This is a genomic window from Butyricimonas hominis (assembly GCF_014287455.1).
GTDB classification, from domain to species: Bacteria; Bacteroidota; Bacteroidia; order Bacteroidales; family Marinifilaceae; genus Butyricimonas; species Butyricimonas muris.
The window spans coordinates 129,511-147,550 of sequence record NZ_JACOOH010000003.1 but is presented as its reverse complement, the minus strand read 5'-3'; the positions used below and the strand labels follow the sequence as shown (position 1 = coordinate 147,550).

Genomic DNA, 18,040 nt, shown 5'->3' with positions numbered 1-18,040 from the left:
AACTGTAAATAGAAAAGAGTATGAAAAAGATAATAATTCTACTGTGTATATCGTTTTCCTTCTGCTGTTGTGACAGTTTTCTGGATGTGAATCCGGATTCGGAAGTGATTAATGGCGATATGTTCAACTCGGCAGACGGGGTTGAAGATGCTCTCTACGGTGTGTACATGACGATGGTAACCAAGGATATGTACGGTCGGTTGATGTCGAATATGATACCGGAGATATTGGGACAGAATTTCGTTTCCACCTATTCGTATCTGCCTTATCTGGGGCGTTTGGAGTATGACCGGAGTGAAACTCGGGGAATGTACAAGAGTATTTGGAAAACGGGATACTTGACGATTAGCTACTTGAATAATATTATCGAGAATCTGGAAGGAAAGAGCGAGAAGGATTTCCGTTATTATGATTTATACATGGGCGAGGCTTTGGGATTGAGGGCTGCTATTCATTTCGATTTGTTGCGGTTCTTTGCCGTGCATATCAATTCCTCGAACGAGTCGGCGAAAGCGAAAGCTATCCCGTATGTAACGGAATATGATTTCAAAGTAACGCCTTATTCTTCCGTGGCGGATGTTTACGGGAAGATTATTGCCGATTTGGAGAAGGCGGAAACTTTGTTGGCGGATGACGAAACGTATATGCCTGCCAATAGGGTCGGGAGCGAGAAAGGTTTTACCGGGGCACGGGTATTGCATTTTAATCTTTACGCGGCACAGGCTATGTTGGCTCGGGTGTACTGGATGAAAGGTGATTTGGCAAAAGCCAAAACGTATGCCGATAAGGTGATTCGTTCCAATAAATTCCGTTTTGCCAATAAGACGAACTTGAGTAGCTTCATGCAGAAAACAATTTCTTTGGACGAAACGATTTGGGGATTGTATAATGCTGAAATATATTCCGACTGGTACACGCAACATATCAATCGGCAAGGATTGGGAGAGTTGTGTGACGGTTTCGCGGATATTTATAAAGATGCGGGTCCCGCGCCGGGGAGCGATTACCGCTATTCGGCTTGGTTCGAAACTTACGAGAAGAGTGGGGTTAGTAGGGATATATGCGTGAAAATGATGGGACGGGTATCCGATACGACTTCTACAACCACGAGTTATGGCGGTGGGCCTTACTTGGGAACCAGTATGGTGAGAATCCCCGAAATGTATTATATTATGGCAGAGGCTTTGTTGGACGAGGGGGATGTAACGGGTGCAACGTGGTATTTGGATACGGTGCTCAGCGCCCGCGGAATGGTGAAGTTCGAGAATCGTACACCTGCTGTTGAGATCACGTTGGATGATATCATGGCGGAAAGAAGAAAAGAGTTGTTCGGGGAAGGACAATGGTGGTTCTGCTTGAAACGATTGAACAGTTCGGTAAGATTGGCGACTTCTTCGGCCGTGATTCCCGGTAGCGATAAAATTTATGCTTTGCCGTTACCGACAGAGGAAGAAGATTATCGCCCTAATGAATAACTATTAAAGTGAGTCGTTATGAAAAATAAATATTTGATATATATCGGAATAGTCCTTTTCTCGGGAATATGGGCTTGCAGTAACGATGCTGTTTATTATGACGCAAACCAGAAAAGGTCGATTTATTTCACGTGGGATAGATTGCATGCAGTCGAGAAGACGGCTAATGATACAGTGTTTTTCAGTTTTGCCTTGTACAACGAGTCGGAAATCGAGTACAAGATTCCGGTAAAGGTGATCGGGATGCCGATGAACGAGGAACAGGAGTACGAGGTGGAAATGGTGGCGGACTCTTCGACGGCCGTGTTGGATAAGCACTTTAAATTTGGCAAGTTGGTTATCCCCAAGAATGAAGTGGATGGGGAATTGTCGCTCGTGTTGGAACGTACGGATGATATCATGGATAGTCCTGTGTATATTTACTTGCGGTTTAAGGAAAACGAAAACTTCCAACCGATAGCCAAGAATTTTTATCGATTGGCTGTTGTGGACGGGGCATTGCCTGCTCCCCAGTGGTGGGCTGCCAATTATTTAGGTGTTTACGCGCAGAATAACGACAGGTTGTACCGGAAGATGCTGGAATATTTCTGGCAGTTGGAGGAGTTGAAACCGGTTTTCTATGCAGATGCGGTGAAGGAATACGGGCTTTACTTGGAGGATGCTCCAGCCGGATTTTACCAAAGGGCGGGTAATATAATCTGGATCAATTACGTGTTCAAACCGGCTTATGATTTTTATAGTGATCCGGCGAATACTTACGAGGGGTTTGCTATGGTAAATCCGGATAGGTTTATTCGGTAGTAAAGAAATTAAAAAGAATATGTTATGAAAACAAAATCTTATATAGTTCTGTTATTCTGTATCATGGCAGGAATGTATTCCTGTTATGATGACGACTCAACTTTGGGGAGGAATAATGTATCGAAGGTTTCTATTTCGGCGGCTTACGACACGCTTACCACTTATTTCGGGGAAGAGTTAGTGGTAAATCACGTGAAGGTGGAACAGTCGGGAGAGGAGTTGCCGTTGACTTACGAATGGGCATACGGGGAGTTGAATATGTCGAGTGGAGCTTTAAAGCCTTATCCGATCAAAGACACGCTTCATGTTGTGTCGACAGAGTTGGAATTGAATTATGCTTTCCGGAAATTGGGTACGTTCGGTTTAAGGTTGAAAGTGGATAACGGTGAAACAACCGAATTTAAGTATTTCGTGTTACAGATTGACACGGAATATGCCGAGGGGATCACGATGCTTAGTAAGAATAGCGAGGGAAAAGGTCGGCTTTCGTTCATGAAAACCTTGACAAGAGAGGAGATTAGCGCGGGGAAGGAGCCTTATTTCCAAGATGATATTATGGAGGTTTGTAACCCGGATATGGAATTAAAGAACGTGACCGACATGATACAGCATGACGGACGCTTGATGATTAGTTCCGGTAGTGATGCGAGAATATATAATATGGATTCCAGAACTTTCGGTATCGAGATGGCAAGTTCCTTTGCCGCAAGATTCCCGAATGCCGCTCTTCAGCAATTTATTGGAATTTCGAGTCAGGATAATATGCACGTGTATTCTTCCGACGGAAGGGCTTATGTTTATGAAACGATGCTGGATGAATTACTCGTGTTGGATGCTTTTGCGGATTTGGATGTTGATGCGGGGATTCCCTATAATAAACCTGTGTTCGTGAATTATGAGAATTCGACGTATTACATAGCTAGTACATCAAAGTATATTGTAACGAGTGGAAGTAATTTTGCGGATTTGGATATTATACAGACTTGCTTTATCGGTACGAACTTGTATATATTTGCCACACGGAAAGATGATCCTTCCAAGGTATATATCGGTCGTACAACTTCAAGTAGTTTTGGTAAACCAACGGCTGCCAATATGAAAGAATACACGGCTATGGGAGAGATATGTATGGATCGTAATTCCATATTGGTAGGAGTAAAACCCCATACTTGTGTATATTACACGTATAAGAATGCGATTTATAGATATAAACCTTACGAGGAGTTACCCACGCAACCTGTTATAACGGTGCCGGATGGAATGGAAATAAAGACTCTTTCTTTGGATCCTGACCACGGTTATCTTTATGTCGGTGTGTACGAGAAAAATAGTACTGAAACCTTGAAAGGCAGTCTTTATATTTATGACACGGAAAATAGTCGCTTGGTGGAAATGCACAAGAATATAGGGGATGAACCCGTGACTGTGATTTATAAAGAGAGAGTGTAGGAGATTTTGGATTTAATGATTTTAGATTTAAGATTCCTGTAATCTGATTTAAGTATTCCGGCTCTTTCTCTGTTTGTTGAGGAGGGGTTGGAATATTTTCTAATGACAAGGAGTACATGTTGAAAAGAAGCCGTGTGAGCGAATCATTAAACCTTCGATTATTGATATCCAAATATAGTAAAAATCCAAATCTTTTTCAAATAACTAAAGAGATATTTAATAGTTTACAATCAATATTTTAACACTGTATATTGTTTTAGTCGTGTTAGTTTTTTTGCACTCTCTTTTAACGAACGTTTATTAATACATAAGTAAATTTGTATGTTGATGAAACAAAAAGCGTTGTATGATGGTTTTGTGAAAGGTGACGAGAAAGCCTTGGAGATATTGTATGATCAATATTTTGCCACGTTGGGGGTTTACGCGAGTCGTTTCTTGCGTGAAGAGGATATGTGTGTGGATGTCGTGCACGAGAGTTTTATAAAAACTTGGGAGAAACGCGGGCAGTTTACTTCTTTTCAGGCGATTATCGGGTTTTTGTATACTTGTGTCCGAAACGCTTGTTTGAACGAGTTGCGGCATTTGGATATAAAAAACAAAGCATTATTACAGCAAGCTTCTGTTTGTGATATTGAAAATGAGATTATTGAAAATGAAGTGAAACGGATTATTTGGGCGGAGATAGCCAGATTATCCGGTGATTATCGTGATATTATGGCCATGAGTCTGGAAGGGTATTCCACGAAAGAGATATCCGAAGAATTGAATCTTTCCGAGCAGACGATTAAAAATAAAAAGGGGGAAGCTTTAAAGCAACTTCGTAAGAATATGGGCCCCTATCAATGGTGTTTGCGCTGTTTTTTCTAGTCTTTTTGCTATGTCCGGGTAGCAAATTACGAAAAAAGTTTCCCTACCCTTAGTTTTCCTCAATAAATAATTTTTTGCCTTCTTTTTGTTGGTGAAATTGCAATTTCTTTTGCCGTCTTTTCCTGATGCAGTAAGTCAATGAAATAATTTGTCAGGGGAATTGACGGTTCTTAATTATTCTATTACTTTTGTTCGCTATGTTGTAAAATACACGTGTTAAAATGTAAATTACGGGAAATGATGGTATATTTTTGTGGTACATTTGCATGTGTTTTGAATGTTGACACATGGTGATGCATATTGTTTTACTATATATTTAGATGTATTTGGGTTGATTTTTAAGGTATTGGATATACCTTAGCGGTTTATCGGAAGTTTTTAGTTATGGTAGAAGTGTATATTAGATACAAGAATTTATAAAATAGTAAACGAAAGGAAACTTTATTATAGGGTTTAAATAAAATGTCTAGAATTTTTTGTTCGATGCTTCTGATCATTTGTTGCGTGTGTCTGTTCCGTTTTCCGGGATTCGGTGATACACGTTCGGGGAAAGTTGTAGTTACCGGAGAGGTGAAAGGAGAGGAGGGCGAGTCGTTACCGGGAGTCACGGTTGTGGTGAAAGGAACCTCATGGGGATGTGTCACGGACAAGGATGGAAAGTTTAAACTGGACGTGCCGGATAAAGATGATGTCATACTCGAATTCAAGTATGTCGGGATGAAGACTCTGGAGATGCGGGTACCGAAAACCCGCGTGCTTGAAGTGGTGTTGTCTAAAGATACGAAAGAATTGGACGATGTGATTGTTACGGCGTATTACACCTTGCCGAAGAATGCTTTTACCGGAGAGATCACCACGTTGAGAGGTGAAGACTTGTTACGGGTTTCCCCGAACAATATCATTCAAGCGCTGGCAACGTTGGTTCCGGGATTGCGGGTTATCGAGAATAATGAACAAGGGTCTAACCCGAATGCCGTTCCCGAGATACTGATTCGGGGTGCTAGTTCGTTAGTGTTGAATGATCAGTCGGGAGTGAACACGCCTTTGATTATTCTGGACGGGGTAAAGATAACGATTGAAGAGTTGTATGATTTGGATATTTATGACGTGGAACGGGTGGATATTTTGAAAGATGCTTCTGCCGCCGTGCTATACGGCGAGAAAGCTGCTAACGGGGTGATTCTGATCGAGCGTACACGGGTGAAAGGAAATCGACCGAGGCTCAGCTATAATTTTACCCCTATCTTTAGTTTTCCCGATTTAAATTCCTTGCGTCTTTGCAACGCGGAACAGAAACTCGAGTTGGAGCGTTTGGCAGGACTTTATGACAAGGCGGACGGGAGCCTTTACCCGTCTTATGCTTATAAACTTGAAAACGTGCGTCGGGGTGTCGATACGGATTGGGCTTCCAAACCGTTGCGTACAGCTTTTACTCACGGGCATTCGGCATCCCTTACCGGACGGGGCGGGAATATAGAGTACAAGGTTGCCGGTCGCTTTACCGATATGTATGGCGTGATGAAAGGTGATTCCCGAAAGAATTACGGTGTCAACTTCTCGTTGGGATATCGCCTGCGTAAGAAGTTATTGATTACCTATCGTTTCGCTTACACGATGACCGATAGTAAGAATAGTCCTTACGGGAGTTTCGCGCAATATACTTTGATGAATCCTTACAATCCGGTGTATGACGAGTCCGGTAAATATATCCGGAACTACGATTTTTACCCGCTCGGCGAGAAGGGAAACGTTCAACAGAACCCGTTGTACAACGCTTCGCTATCCAGTTTCTCGAAGAACCGGGGCAAGAATATAACGAATTATTTATCTGTGCGTTGGGATGTGTTCAAGTCTTTGTTCGTTTCTGGTGATTTGAGCGTGAGTCAACGGGATAGCCGGAATAAAGTGTATGTTTCACCGGAGGATTCCCGCTTCGATTCCGAGGTGCTTGCCAACAAGAAAGGAACTTACACGGAAACCCATGGCGAGAGTACGGATTGGAGTGCCAAGATGGCGCTGAACTATCGTTTGGTATTAAACGAGGCGGGAACGACTGTGGTTTCTTTGAGTGCAGGAACAGATATCGGGAAATATAAATCGTCCGCTTCGCAGTTGAAAGCGGAGGGCTTTCTGAAAGATAAAATGACCGATTTGAAGTTTGCCGCGCAGTACGTGAACACCAAGCCGACAGGTGGTGAGCAGGAATCGGCGGAAGTCGGATTCTTCGTGAACGGCAGTTTCGATTTGTTGGGACGTTATTTCGTGAACGGTTCATACAAAACGTCGGGTTCCTCGAAGTTCGGGAGCAATCATCGTTTCGCGCCGGTGTGGTCGGCGGGTATCGGGTGGAATATACACGAGGAGGATTTTATGGATTTCGATTGGTTGAACGTGTTACGTTTGCGCTTTAGCGTGGGTTCCACGGCTAACGTGACGTTCTCCCCGTACCAAGCCATGACGACTTACTTGTACGGGAATGATTTGCTTCATTACGGTGGGCTTGGTGCCGTGCCGATTACAATGGGAAATCCCGATATGAAGTGGCAGATCACGAACAAGTATAATTGGGGATTGACGACTGCTTTATGGAATGAAAGAATAAACGTGGCGGCGAGTTACTATATCGAGAGGACGAAGGATGTACTTATGCCTCTTTCTTTACCCTCGTCCGTGGGAGTATCCGAGGTACACGTGAACATGGGTAAATTGCGAAATTCCGGTTACGAGTTCTCAATTTCTGCCGAGATATTGAAAACGAGAGATATGTCGTGGCTCGTGACTGTGAACGGTTCACGCGTGATAGATAAATTGACACGGATTTCGGATGCGCTCCGGGCTCAGAATCTGGCTGCTTATTACGGGGTGAAACCGCAACCCATGTTCGTGGAGGGTGGTTCGCAATTCGGGATATATGCCATGCGTTCGGCAGGGATTGATCCTGCTTCCGGGCAGGAGGTGTATATCAAGAAGAACGGAAAATACACGTTTACTTATGATTCGGAAGAGCGGGTAGAGGTGGGGAACACGAATCCCACGTTGGAAGGGAGTTTGTTTACCGGTTTCGGGTATAAGGGATTTTCGGTGAATGTGTCGGCAGCTTATCGTTTTGGCGGTGACCTGTATAACACGACGTTAGCGAATAAAGTGGAGAATATTGATCCTTTGGGTAACGTGGATAGACGGGCTTTTACGGAGAGATGGAAAAGACCGGGTGATCTAGTGCGTTTTCTGGGGATTCCCGAAAACGAAACGGTTGTTAAACGATATTCCGAACGCTTCGTGGAACGGGATAATTTGTTGGCAATCACGAGTGTGATGCTGAATTACGAGTGGCAAGCGGAGTGGTTGAAGAAAGTCGGTATCAGAAGGATGAACGTGGGATTCGGCATGTCGGACATTGCCCGGATTTCATCCGTGAAACAAGAACGAGGAACGGAATACCCGTTTCAGCGAGGGTTTAATTTTACGTTGAGAACAACCTTTTAAATGAAGAAAGTATGAGAAAAATATGGTTACTGTTGTGTATGTCGTTCCCGTTCTTCGGTTGTGAGAACTTCCTGAATATAAATCCTGATTCGGAGGTGGTGAACGATGATATGTTTAGTACCCCGGAGGGAGTGGAGGATGCTTTGTATGGCGTGTATATGTCAATGGTAAAGGAGGATATGTATGGTGGGAAGATGTCGGTGTTGATACCGGAGATTTTGGCGCAAAATTTCACGACAGGAGATTTATCTTATTATGATATGTCATGTTTGAATTATGAAAAGAAACCTCTTCTTTATACAATAAAAAGTGTTTGGCAAACGAGTTATTCGGTAATTAGTTATTTGAATAATATTATAGAAAATTTGGAACGTAAGAGTGAAAAGGATTTTCCGTATTACAAATTATATCATGGAGAAGCCTTGGGATTGAGGGCAGCAATTCATTTTGATATATTACGCTTGTTTGCAGTGCATTTAAATTCAACAGATGAAAATGCAAAGAAAGGAGCAATTCCTTATGTAACGAAATATACTTTTAAAGTTACTCCTTTCTCTTCTGTTGAAGAAGTATATGATAAAATTATTGCTGATTTGAAAGAAGCTGAGGTTTGTTTAGTTGAAGATAAATCTTTGATGCCTACTGTACGGAAAGGAAGTGAGTCCGGTTTTACGGGAGCCAGAGAATTGCATTTTAATTATTATGCGGCTCAAGCCATGCTGGCACGGGTATATTGGATGAAGGGGGATTTGGAGAATGCGAAGAAATATGCCGATAAAGTGATTCAATCCGGTAAATTCACTTTTGCCATTAAAAGTACGCTGGGAACTTTTATGACAAGACGGGTTTCTTTGTCGGAAACAATTTGGGGACTTTACACGACGAATATCAGTGCTTACCTGTATGATAAACAAATGAAAAGTAACGTGCTAAAACTTCCGTCAAATTGGGCAAGTATTTATGAAGAGGATGATCCGCGTCTTAAAAAATGGTTTGTGACAAAAGAATTTGAAGGAGGTGTTAAAGAAGTTTGTGTCAAGATTATGGATGAAAACAATGATGCTTCTCCATACACGGGTGGCGGATATTTGGGATTCAGCATGATTCGGATTCCGGAGATGTATTATATTATGGCGGAGGCTTTGTTGGCGGAAGGGGAAGCCGAAGAAGCAAGGGTTTATCTGGATTCCGTGGTGGCAGCCCGGGGACTGGTAAAGTTTGCCGACCGTGATTTTGTTCGAGATATAACGATAGATGATATTATGGACGAATGGCGTAAGGAATTTTACGGGGAGGGGATATGGTGGTATTGCTTGAAACGGGAGAACAAGGATATTTTCGTACATGAAAGAAATTCGGTCATTGCGGGAAGTGATAAAATATATACCTTGCCGATACCTGCCGATGAATTTGAATACCGTGACGAATAATTTCAAAAGTCAATGATGATGAAAGATAAACGTGTAATCTGGTTGATATTGTCAATGCTGGTTTGTGGATGGGCTTGTAGTGATAAGACCATAATCTATAATCCGGAACAGAAAAGAAGTATCTATTTTTACAAGGATGTTAATAGATATGCTTCAGGTGTCGTTCCGGATACGATAGAATTTAGTTTTGCGGCATTGGAAGAATCGGAATACCGTTATGATATTCCGGTGAAATTCATCGGGATGCCGGTAGAGGAGGAGGTCGAGTGTGAGGTGGAAGTTGTTGCCGACTCTACCACGGCGGAGGCGGGAAAGCATTATGATATGGGGAAGATTGCGTTTCCCGAAGGAGAGGTAGAGGGAATATTGTCGCTACGTTTGAAACGGACGGAAGATATACAGAAACATCCCGTGATGATTTATATGAGATTGCGGGAGGATGAGAATTTTGTGCCGATGGAGAATGAATGTTATCGGTTGTCTGTGGTGGATGGGGTTTTGGTTGCTCCGGGATGGTGGATAAGTGAATATTTCGGTGTGTATGCCAATGATAATTATAAACTTTACCGAAAAATACTGGAATATTACTGGGAATTGGAAGAGTTGAAACCCGTGTTTTATGCCGAAACCGTGAAAGAATACGGGAGATACTTGGAGAAAGCACCTGCTGGATTTTTTCAACGACCGAATAATATCGTGTGGATCAAGTACGTGTTTAAACCTGCTTACGAGTTTTACAGTGAGCCGGAAAACATGTATGACGGTTTTACCATGGTTAATCCCGATCGTTTTATTCGTTAGGTAATGAATTTACAAGGAGGAAAAGTGTTTATGAAAACGAGAATTTGTATAGGTATCTGGCTTTTGTTACAGTTTGGGATATATGGTTGTCTGGATGATCATACTTCCGTTGGGGATAAGGAATTGTCGGAAATCACAATAACCGCGGAACATGATACATTGGTTGCTTACTTTGGTGAAGAGTTTATTCTCGATCATTTGAACGTGGAACAATCCGGCGAAGAGTTGCCCTTGTCTTACGAGTGGGGATATGGTAATTTGAAAATGAACGGGAATGAAATAGCGGAATACCCGATTCGGGATTCTTTGCGTGTTATCTCGCACGATCCGCAACTTCGTTATACCTTTCGGGAATTGGGAACATTCGGGTTGAGTTTGAAAGTCGAGAACGGGGAGTCTATTCGCTTTAAATATTTCGTTTTACATATTGATACGGAGTTTTCGGAGGGAATAACTGTTTTAAGTCGTGATGAGGCGGGAAAAGGACGGTTATCTTTTATGAAAACGCTCACGAAAGAGGAAATCGACGCCGGGGTGGAACCGTTCTTCCGAACGGATATCATGGAAACCATCAATCCCGGAATAGAAATGGAGGATGTAACCGACATGGTACAAGCGAATGAAAGATTGTTGGTTTCTTCCGATAACACGGCACGGATTTATAATATGGATGTTCGTACTTTTGATGTGAATGGCATGACTTCTTTCCGGGGAACTTATCCGACTTGTTCTTTTCGCGGTTTTGCAGGGATATCGGCACAAAATAATATGTATATATATTCGGATGACGAGAGTGCTTACGTGTATGATTATGTGGTGGATGAACTGATACTAACCCGTTATTTTGAAGACGTGGTAGCGGATGCTTTTTGTATGGGAGAGAAGCCCGTGTTTGTCAATTACGAGAAGTCTGTTTTGTATTCTCCTCGAAGTGGTGGGCTTAATGAATCCGGAGAGAGATTTCTTGCTTTTGATATTCATGCTGTTTGTTTTGTCGGCTCTAACTTGTACATGGTGAATACCATGAAAACAATGCCGACGCAGGTTTTTTTGGCATTGACAAATGCTACATTCAGTTCCTTAAGTACTGTAAAGTTCTATCCGTCTCTCGAAGCGATTAAGATAGATCGGGAATCTATTTGCGTGGGATGCAGTGCTTTGAATTGTATATTTTATACTTATGATAATGCCGTGTATTGTTGGAATGTGACAAAGGAATTGCCGACCGAACCTATTGTTACCCTGCCGGATGGAATGGAAATAACTGCTTTGTCGATGAGTGCTGATGAAAATTTGTTGTACGTGGGTTTGTACGAGGAAAACTCAGTCCATGCTTTAAAAGGGAGTCTTTACATTTATGACGCTAAAGATTATAATTTGGTTAAAACTTATCCCAACATAGCAGATAAACCGTTGCGTGTGATATATAAAAAACGAGTGTAGAAAAAATATTCGAGTGATAGACATTGGATATTAAATACAATTCTTAACTTTGCTACGCACGTGTAAATGCGGTATATTAATATTAATTAAAAAATAGGTGCATGAAAAGAATGTTATTGCTTGTTCAGATATTGATTCTGACTATTTTTGTTTCTACCGGAAGCAACGAGATCGATACCAATAGAAGAGATGTTCCTTCGCTTCCGGTGCAAGCAGTGGATCAGCCTTATTATAACCAACTTTCCAAAGGTGGAAATTGTTACACGAAAGATCATCATTGGTTAAAGAATGGAAGTGGGCATATTCAAGTAGGAATGTCATATTTTCTTGTAGAGGCAATGGGAAATAGTGTTACTTTTATTTCTCCTGTAAAAATGGTGGATGAAACTTTTGTAAAAGGGGATTTATTGGCTGAAATAGAGGGTATTGCTGGAAATCACGAACTTCGAGCACCTTGTGATGGTAAAGTGATAGGTATAAACCCGCATATTGAAAATCCTTCGCAAATGGCACCTAATCAAGTATGGGTTTATAAATGTGAATTAAAAAGAGATCAGTTGGGAACTTTGATGGATGATCAAGAATACGCTAAGGCTATTCAATAGGATGATTAATGTCTACTATCACACCCTTGAAAAAGCATTTAAAATAGTCTTTTTCAAGGGTGTCTTGTATTTGGGTATTTATGATACAGGACGTGTTCCTATAGAGAACCCTATGTAATCCTATCGAAGACCTAGGGTAATAAGTACATAGGGGCGGTGCTGTTCTGTTTTAAGTCCCGTGATTCTATAATGGAGATAATAGGATCTCCACAGGATAAACGGAGGAAGAACGAAGGAGGGGTATGATTACGGTATTATTTGGGTAGGATTACAGTGGGTTCTCCATAGGAAATGGTTATTTTCAAACTCCTTGTTTGTTCCCGAAAAGAGAGATATGTAATCGGTCGCAGTAGCGCCAGCCATTCCGGATGCAATGTTCCAATGTTTTTGGGATGGTTAGTTTTAGTTCTTCGGGAGTGGCACCCATGGGCATAAGCAGTATGTCTTCTTTTTTCCAGTCTTTTAGCCGGGCAAGCAATTGTTTGATTTCCGTGATGTCGGACTCGTTGGAGTAAACGAATTTAAGTTGGAAGTCTTTCCCGTGTTTTCGGGCGTGCGTGATAAAAGATTGTATCGCTTCCGGGTTTAGGCGTATCGTGTTATGTCGTTCGGCGTGAGGGGGAGGAGGGACAGAGCCGGATAATTTGGGCGACATGCTAAAGAAATCGAGTTCACGGGCACAGGCTTCGTCAAAAATCGTGGCGTTCGTTTCCACGGTAATATGGAATGGAGTCATGGACTTTAGTTGACGGCATAACTCTCTGACTGCTTCCGCTTGCAGGAACGGTTCGCCGCCCGTGATGACGATATGGTCGATGTTTCCCCGGTTATGACCAATGACGCGTACGGCTTCTTCTATCGCTAAAGTGAATCCGTTCTCGACACGATACGCCGCGTAAGCCGTGTCACATTCACACGTGCCACCTGCGGGCGTGCGCCACGTGCAATGAAGATTGCAACCTGCCAAGCGTACGAAAAGAGAGGGTATGCCGTTTAATTTCCCCTCGCCTTGAATGGTTCCGGGTACAAGTAATCCCGAAGCAGGCAATTCTTTCAATAATTCACCTTCTTTATCTCTCGTGACGGGGAATATACCGTCTTTGGCAAGATGCAGATTCATTTTACTAATTGTTTCCACCATGCATCATTTTTCCACTCTTCCCGAATAGCCTCGGAGAAGCGTATGTCGTGAATGTCAAAATCGACTAATTTCATGTCCTCGCGGAATGCTTCGGCGTATCCGGTTGCCGTTTCATGTACCCGAACGGAAGAGAGTTGCACGTTGCCCTCGCCATTCTCGTGTGCCGTGTTCTGGAGAATCTTGTCTATCAAATAGAATAAAAGCAAAGCGTACCCTTCGGCTGACGGCGAAACGGGAATTTCCGCTACCCGGCGGTTGTATTTGTACACGAATGATTTCAGTTCTTCGGATTCTTCCCGCCACAGTGAATAGGTATGGTCGAAACTGTCCACGAGTTCTTTTACCTTGTCGAGCAGCACGAAGTCCATTACCATATAGCCTCTGTCCAACTTATCGGACGTGATAAATACTTCCACGATATACGAATGCCCGTGAATATTCTCCCGACACCGATGTGATGAACAGTTCCGAACAATGTGCGCTCCCTCGAATTTGAATAACTTTCTGATAAGCATGTAATGATTTTAGATTTTAGATTGAACTCCTCCGCCCTTCGGGCACCTCCTCTTATTTTCAATTTTTCATTTTCAATTTTCAATTGTAAGCGGGTCTTTTATCCCTGCTTCCTCGAATGCTTTGGCACGGAGGAGGCAACTGTCGCATTTGCCGCATGGTTTTTCACCGCCCCGGTAGCAAGTCCATGTAAGACCGTAGTCTACTCCAAGACGGGTGCCCCAGCGAACTTCGTCGGCTTTGGTCATGTGCATGAAAGGCGCGTGGAGGGTGATTTTTTGTTTTTTCTCTGCCCCGAGAACAGTTCCCAGATTGATGGTCTGTTCCATGGAACGGATGAATTCTTCCCGACAATCCACGTACCCGGAGTAGTCCACCTCACTGACGCCGATAAAGATATCGGCAATATCCAAGGCATCAGCGTAAGATGCCGCCACGGAAAGAAATACCATGTTACGTGCCGGGACGTAGGTATCGGGAATGGTTGTACGGTTGATATTCCCGTCGCCGATATCCATTTTCTCGTCCGTGAGGGAACAACCGTCCCACTGGTTCAGCATCAATTGCACGAATTTATGTTCTTTTACCCCTGCCGCTTTCGCCATGGCTTTGGAGGCTTCAATCTCCTTGTCATGTTTTTGCCCGTACTCGAAAGTAATGGCATACAATTCATCAAATCCCTGCTCTTTTGCGACATACAAGGCCGTCGACGAATCCAGTCCCCCGGATAATAAAACAAGCGCTTTCTTCATGATTTTCTTCTCTTGTCAATTTACACGACAAAGGTAAATATATTTCAGACATTGAACAATTCGGACGGGTCGGAAGAGTGAAATTCTTCAAAAGAAATTCCATCCGTTCCCCCGATAAAGGTTGGGTTTGGGTGATAAGTTTTTTTTATTTAGGTAAGGCTAATAAATTATTTAGAGATAGCGAATAAAATTTGGAAAAATATGTTTTGTTAGGAAAGAGGTTTGTTTCTTCTTCTATTTAGTAAATATTTTGTAAATTTGTAATAATGCATTTTAGGCAAGAGGCGGCTCGTTGGTAGTAATTTAATACGGAAGGTTATGAAAAAATTCAATGAAATGACGGAAGAAGAAATGTTTGAACGAATGCTTGAGATTTTTGAGGCATCTGTTCGTGCGACACATGATTTTTATACAGAAGAAGATATCGAACGTCATTTGTCGATGGTTAGAAATTCATTATCATGTCCTTGTCATTATTTTTGCATAGATAAGGAGAATGGGAATATCGTTGGGTTCGTGTCTTTAATTGGTAGGTATATTGATATGTTGTATGTACATCCGGATTATTTTAGCATGGGGTATGGAAGAGAATTGTTGGATATCGCTTTGAATGAATTTCGGGCGGACACATTGTGTGTTCTTGAGCAAAATACACGTGCGTTGGAAATGTATAAGAGAAGAGGGTTTGTGGTTGAAAGGAGAATGGAAGCGGGTGAAGAAGACGAGCCTTGCCCGGTTTTATATATGCGAATGGAGAATCCTGCGCTAAAGATGGTGGAAATTGACCCGAGTAGGGACCAATATGATGAGTTTTTGAGGTGCGGGAATTATTCGTTGGAAAAGAGGTGGTATTATTTGCAGGATTGCGAGATGTTTGGACTTGAACTTGATGGGGTGCCTATAGGGGTTGTTGTCGTGAATCAAGAGTGCCGGATAATGAATTTTGCTATATTGGAGGAGTATCGAAAGAAATGTTTTGATGTTTGGGTAATAACTTTTTTATTAGAACGTTATTGTAAACGTTTTCATTGGTTAAGAATAGCAGTGAGCGGGGAGCAAGTTCCTTATTTTAAATGTTTGGGTTTTAGGCGAGAGAAAACTGTAAAAGATTATTACCGGCATCTATATCTTCGTTCAAGAAGGATACACAGAAAACGATACGATCCGTGGGATTTAGTATTTATGCGATTGAAAATCGGGAAGTAGTTCTTTTTTATTTGCATTGTTAATAAAAAGGTATAATTTTGTGAAGGACATTATAGGAATGGGCATAACGGGTGTATGGTTATAACTCGTAAATGTTATATACATGCAGAATAGAAGAGAACGATTCTTGCAACAGATAAATACCAAGGAGGCGGAGGCTTTCAAGGAATTGTTCCGTGTATTTTATAGTACACTGGTAGAGTTTTCTATGAATTACGTGGGACAACAAGATGTGGCGGAAGATATCGTGCAGGAGGTATTTGTTTCCGTGTGGGAAAAAGACACGCGATATCCAACCTATAATGCTTTTCGGAGTTTTCTTTATAATTCGGTGCGAAACGGGAGCTTGAATCACTTGAAGCATAAAAGCGTGGAGGAAAAGTATCTGGCTTCTTTGGGCGGGGAAGTGGACGAGGATGATGCGGACTTGAAGATTATGGAAGAGGAGTTGTACCGCTTGTTGTTCGACACGATAGACGAGTTGCCGGAGAAATGCAGGAATATATTTTTGTTGCACTTGGAGGGTAAAGGGAACGAGGAGATCGCGCTTCTTTTGAAATTATCCGTATTGACCGTGAAAACCCAGAAAAAGCGGGCGATGCAGTTTATTCGGGAATGTTTGGGGACCGCGTATTTTTTGTTACTTTCTTTGGGGATGATTTGAATTTTTCGGTATTAATTTTCCAAGGTTTTTGCTAATATTGTGATTTGATAATTAGGCAAATAAGGTGTTTTTTGTTATTTGTTAAAGGCGTTCCTGTAAAAAAAATCATTTTTTTTGTACCTCTTTTTAAGTGCCTTGTTGTTTTAAGTGTAGAAAAGAATAAAAGGAATGGATGATTGTAAATTTAGAATGGTTGAACTGATGCATCTTTATTTGTCCGGGGTGATAACGGACGAGGAGACGCGGGAGTTACAGGAGTGGTTGGATGCCGCACCTGAAAACAAGCGAATGTTTGATAAAGTTCGTGCCGGAAAAGATATTGTATACAGGTATAAAATGCATAAGAAGGTGGATCATAAAGCCGCGTACGGGCGTTTCGAGAAACGGGTAGGTATAAAGAGAAGAATATTTCGCTTGTGCCTGAAGTATGCCGCTATATTACTTCTTCCGCTAGGCGTGATCTTTGTTATGTTGAGAACGAATCGGCAGGAAACTCCCGAGGTTGTGACCGTGGCAGATATATTACCGGGAGAAGCAAAGGCCATGTTGATTCTGGCTGACGGGAAATCAGTATCGTTACAACATGATACGGCACGTGATATTACGGTCGGTGATGGAGTGAACGTGACAAATTCCGGTAACGGTATCGTGTATTCCGGCAGGGGAAAAGGGATGGGGAATTTGCAATATAACACACTTCGGACTCCCCGGGGAGGTGAGTATAAAATTACATTGTCGGACGGTTCGATTGTACAGTTGAATTCCGCGACCCAATTGAAATTCCCTGTAACGTTTGATTCGGAGAAGAGAGAGGTGTATTTGTCGGGGGAGGCGTTTTTTGAAGTGGCGAAGGATTCGGAATGTCCTTTCTACGTGATCGCGGACGGAGTCCGGATTCGGGTATACGGTACTTCGTTTAACGTGAATACGCATGACAAGGAGCGCGTGCGAACGGTTCTCGTGGAGGGTGCGATCGGGTTGAAGGCGGAGAATGGTGGGCAGGAATACCGGATGAAGCCTTCGCAGTTGGGCGAGTTTCGTCGGACAGATGCATCTATTGACGTGAGGACGGTAGATATAGAGCCTTATATCGCGTGGAAAAACGGTTTCTTCGTGTTCGAGAACCTGAGTATGGAGCAGATCATGAATACGCTTTCCTTGTGGTACGATGTTGATGTTATTTACGCGAATGAGCAATTGAAGAAATTGCATTTTACAGGTCACGTGAAACGGTACGAGAAGATAGATAATATTTTGAAAGCTATCGAGAGCGCGATTGGAGTCACGTTCTCGGTACAGGACAGAACAATTAGTATTTCTAAATAAAAAACACCGGCAGGTGTTGGAGCACTTGCCGGTACGTGTTTAATAACCCTGATAAGTCGATGTTGGAGCATCTCTTATCAA

Annotated in this window: 15 protein-coding genes; 12 read left to right on the top strand and 3 right to left on the bottom strand. The window is 42.4% G+C overall.

Translation table 11 applies throughout. The annotated features are described in order from the left end of the window. The first annotated feature begins 20 nt into the window (after window positions 1-20). From H8S64_RS07525 to H8S64_RS07485, 9 genes are all read left to right on the top strand, one after another. Window positions 21-1,475, top strand: a complete 1,455-nt coding sequence (locus H8S64_RS07525) for a RagB/SusD family nutrient uptake outer membrane protein (protein ID WP_099292624.1) — start codon at window positions 21-23, stop codon at window positions 1,473-1,475. 18 nt (window positions 1,476-1,493) lie between these two features. Further along, a complete protein-coding gene (locus tag H8S64_RS07520; protein ID WP_099292623.1) occupies window positions 1,494-2,276 on the top strand; it encodes a DUF4843 domain-containing protein in 783 nt (260 codons plus the stop codon). 24 nt (window positions 2,277-2,300) lie between these two features. After that, window positions 2,301-3,725 (top strand): hypothetical protein, encoded by a 1,425-nt coding sequence (locus tag H8S64_RS07515; RefSeq protein ID WP_186975596.1) that lies wholly within the window; start codon window positions 2,301-2,303, stop codon window positions 3,723-3,725. A 327-nt stretch (window positions 3,726-4,052) separates the two neighbouring features. Continuing rightward, the gene (locus H8S64_RS07510; protein WP_186975595.1) at window positions 4,053-4,592 is read left to right on the top strand and encodes a sigma-70 family RNA polymerase sigma factor; all 540 of its coding nucleotides are present in this window, start codon (window positions 4,053-4,055) and stop codon (window positions 4,590-4,592) included. Between the two features lie 483 nt (window positions 4,593-5,075). Beyond that, a complete protein-coding gene (locus tag H8S64_RS07505; RefSeq protein WP_255469469.1) occupies window positions 5,076-8,078 on the top strand; it encodes a SusC/RagA family TonB-linked outer membrane protein in 3,003 nt (1,000 codons plus the stop codon). Between the two features lie 11 nt (window positions 8,079-8,089). After that, a complete protein-coding gene (locus H8S64_RS07500) occupies window positions 8,090-9,508 on the top strand; it encodes a RagB/SusD family nutrient uptake outer membrane protein (protein WP_186975593.1) in 1,419 nt (472 codons plus the stop codon). Between the two features lie 18 nt (window positions 9,509-9,526). Next, complete coding sequence (locus H8S64_RS07495; RefSeq protein WP_255469468.1) at window positions 9,527-10,309, top strand: DUF4843 domain-containing protein; 783 nt, start codon at window positions 9,527-9,529, stop codon at window positions 10,307-10,309. A 30-nt stretch (window positions 10,310-10,339) separates the two neighbouring features. Then, window positions 10,340-11,752, top strand: coding sequence for a hypothetical protein (locus tag H8S64_RS07490; protein ID WP_186975591.1), 1,413 nt, complete (start codon window positions 10,340-10,342; stop codon window positions 11,750-11,752). 101 nt (window positions 11,753-11,853) lie between these two features. Continuing rightward, window positions 11,854-12,357 (top strand): glycine cleavage system protein H, encoded by a 504-nt coding sequence (locus tag H8S64_RS07485; protein WP_186975590.1) that lies wholly within the window; start codon window positions 11,854-11,856, stop codon window positions 12,355-12,357. 301 nt (window positions 12,358-12,658) lie between these two features. Here H8S64_RS07485 and H8S64_RS07480 read toward each other — a convergent pair whose 3' ends face one another. The 3 genes from H8S64_RS07480 to queC all read right to left on the bottom strand — a co-directional run bounded on the left by H8S64_RS07480 (window position 12,659) and on the right by queC (window position 14,763). Continuing rightward, entirely contained in the window at window positions 12,659-13,495 is an 837-nt protein-coding gene (locus H8S64_RS07480) for a 7-carboxy-7-deazaguanine synthase QueE (protein ID WP_366482506.1), read from the bottom strand. After that, the gene (locus tag H8S64_RS07475; RefSeq protein WP_186975589.1) at window positions 13,474-14,013 is read right to left on the bottom strand and encodes a 6-pyruvoyl trahydropterin synthase family protein; all 540 of its coding nucleotides are present in this window, start codon (window positions 14,011-14,013) and stop codon (window positions 13,474-13,476) included. Before H8S64_RS07475 ends, H8S64_RS07480 begins: the two co-directional genes overlap by 22 nt. Window positions 14,014-14,085: 72 nt before the next feature. Then, window positions 14,086-14,763 carry a 7-cyano-7-deazaguanine synthase QueC gene (gene queC / locus H8S64_RS07470; protein WP_186975588.1) on the bottom strand — a complete coding sequence of 226 codons (678 nt, stop codon included), beginning with the start codon at window positions 14,761-14,763 and terminating at the stop codon, window positions 14,086-14,088. 318 nt (window positions 14,764-15,081) lie between these two features. On the opposite strand from queC, the gene H8S64_RS07465 reads away from it, so the two are divergent. The 3 genes from H8S64_RS07465 to H8S64_RS07455 all read left to right on the top strand — a co-directional run bounded on the left by H8S64_RS07465 (window position 15,082) and on the right by H8S64_RS07455 (window position 17,959). Then, complete coding sequence (locus tag H8S64_RS07465; RefSeq protein ID WP_186975587.1) at window positions 15,082-15,969, top strand: GNAT family N-acetyltransferase; 888 nt, start codon at window positions 15,082-15,084, stop codon at window positions 15,967-15,969. 103 nt (window positions 15,970-16,072) lie between these two features. Then, window positions 16,073-16,633, top strand: coding sequence for an RNA polymerase sigma-70 factor (locus tag H8S64_RS07460; RefSeq protein WP_186975586.1), 561 nt, complete (start codon window positions 16,073-16,075; stop codon window positions 16,631-16,633). Between the two features lie 168 nt (window positions 16,634-16,801). Then, window positions 16,802-17,959 (top strand): FecR domain-containing protein, encoded by a 1,158-nt coding sequence (locus H8S64_RS07455; RefSeq protein WP_186975585.1) that lies wholly within the window; start codon window positions 16,802-16,804, stop codon window positions 17,957-17,959. The last annotated feature ends 81 nt before the right edge of the window (window positions 17,960-18,040 follow it).

Excerpts from the sequence above, each read along its gene's own strand:
- H8S64_RS07525 (WP_099292624.1), top strand. The coding sequence starts at position 21 with ATGAAAAAGATAATAATTCTACTGTGTATATCGTTTTCCTTCTGCTGT.
- H8S64_RS07520 (WP_099292623.1), top strand. The coding sequence starts at position 1,494 with ATGAAAAATAAATATTTGATATATATCGGAATAGTCCTTTTCTCGGGA.
- H8S64_RS07515 (WP_186975596.1), top strand. The coding sequence starts at position 2,301 with ATGAAAACAAAATCTTATATAGTTCTGTTATTCTGTATCATGGCAGGA.
- H8S64_RS07510 (WP_186975595.1), top strand. The coding sequence starts at position 4,053 with ATGAAACAAAAAGCGTTGTATGATGGTTTTGTGAAAGGTGACGAGAAA.
- H8S64_RS07505 (WP_255469469.1), top strand. The coding sequence starts at position 5,076 with ATGCTTCTGATCATTTGTTGCGTGTGTCTGTTCCGTTTTCCGGGATTC.
- H8S64_RS07500 (WP_186975593.1), top strand. The coding sequence starts at position 8,090 with ATGAGAAAAATATGGTTACTGTTGTGTATGTCGTTCCCGTTCTTCGGT.
- H8S64_RS07495 (WP_255469468.1), top strand. The coding sequence starts at position 9,527 with ATGAAAGATAAACGTGTAATCTGGTTGATATTGTCAATGCTGGTTTGT.
- H8S64_RS07490 (WP_186975591.1), top strand. The coding sequence starts at position 10,340 with ATGAAAACGAGAATTTGTATAGGTATCTGGCTTTTGTTACAGTTTGGG.
- H8S64_RS07485 (WP_186975590.1), top strand. The coding sequence starts at position 11,854 with ATGAAAAGAATGTTATTGCTTGTTCAGATATTGATTCTGACTATTTTT.
- H8S64_RS07475 (WP_186975589.1), bottom strand. The coding sequence starts at position 14,013 with ATGCTTATCAGAAAGTTATTCAAATTCGAGGGAGCGCACATTGTTCGG.
- queC (WP_186975588.1), bottom strand. The coding sequence starts at position 14,763 with ATGAAGAAAGCGCTTGTTTTATTATCCGGGGGACTGGATTCGTCGACG.
- H8S64_RS07465 (WP_186975587.1), top strand. The coding sequence starts at position 15,082 with ATGAAAAAATTCAATGAAATGACGGAAGAAGAAATGTTTGAACGAATG.
- H8S64_RS07460 (WP_186975586.1), top strand. The coding sequence starts at position 16,073 with ATGCAGAATAGAAGAGAACGATTCTTGCAACAGATAAATACCAAGGAG.
- H8S64_RS07455 (WP_186975585.1), top strand. The coding sequence starts at position 16,802 with ATGGATGATTGTAAATTTAGAATGGTTGAACTGATGCATCTTTATTTG.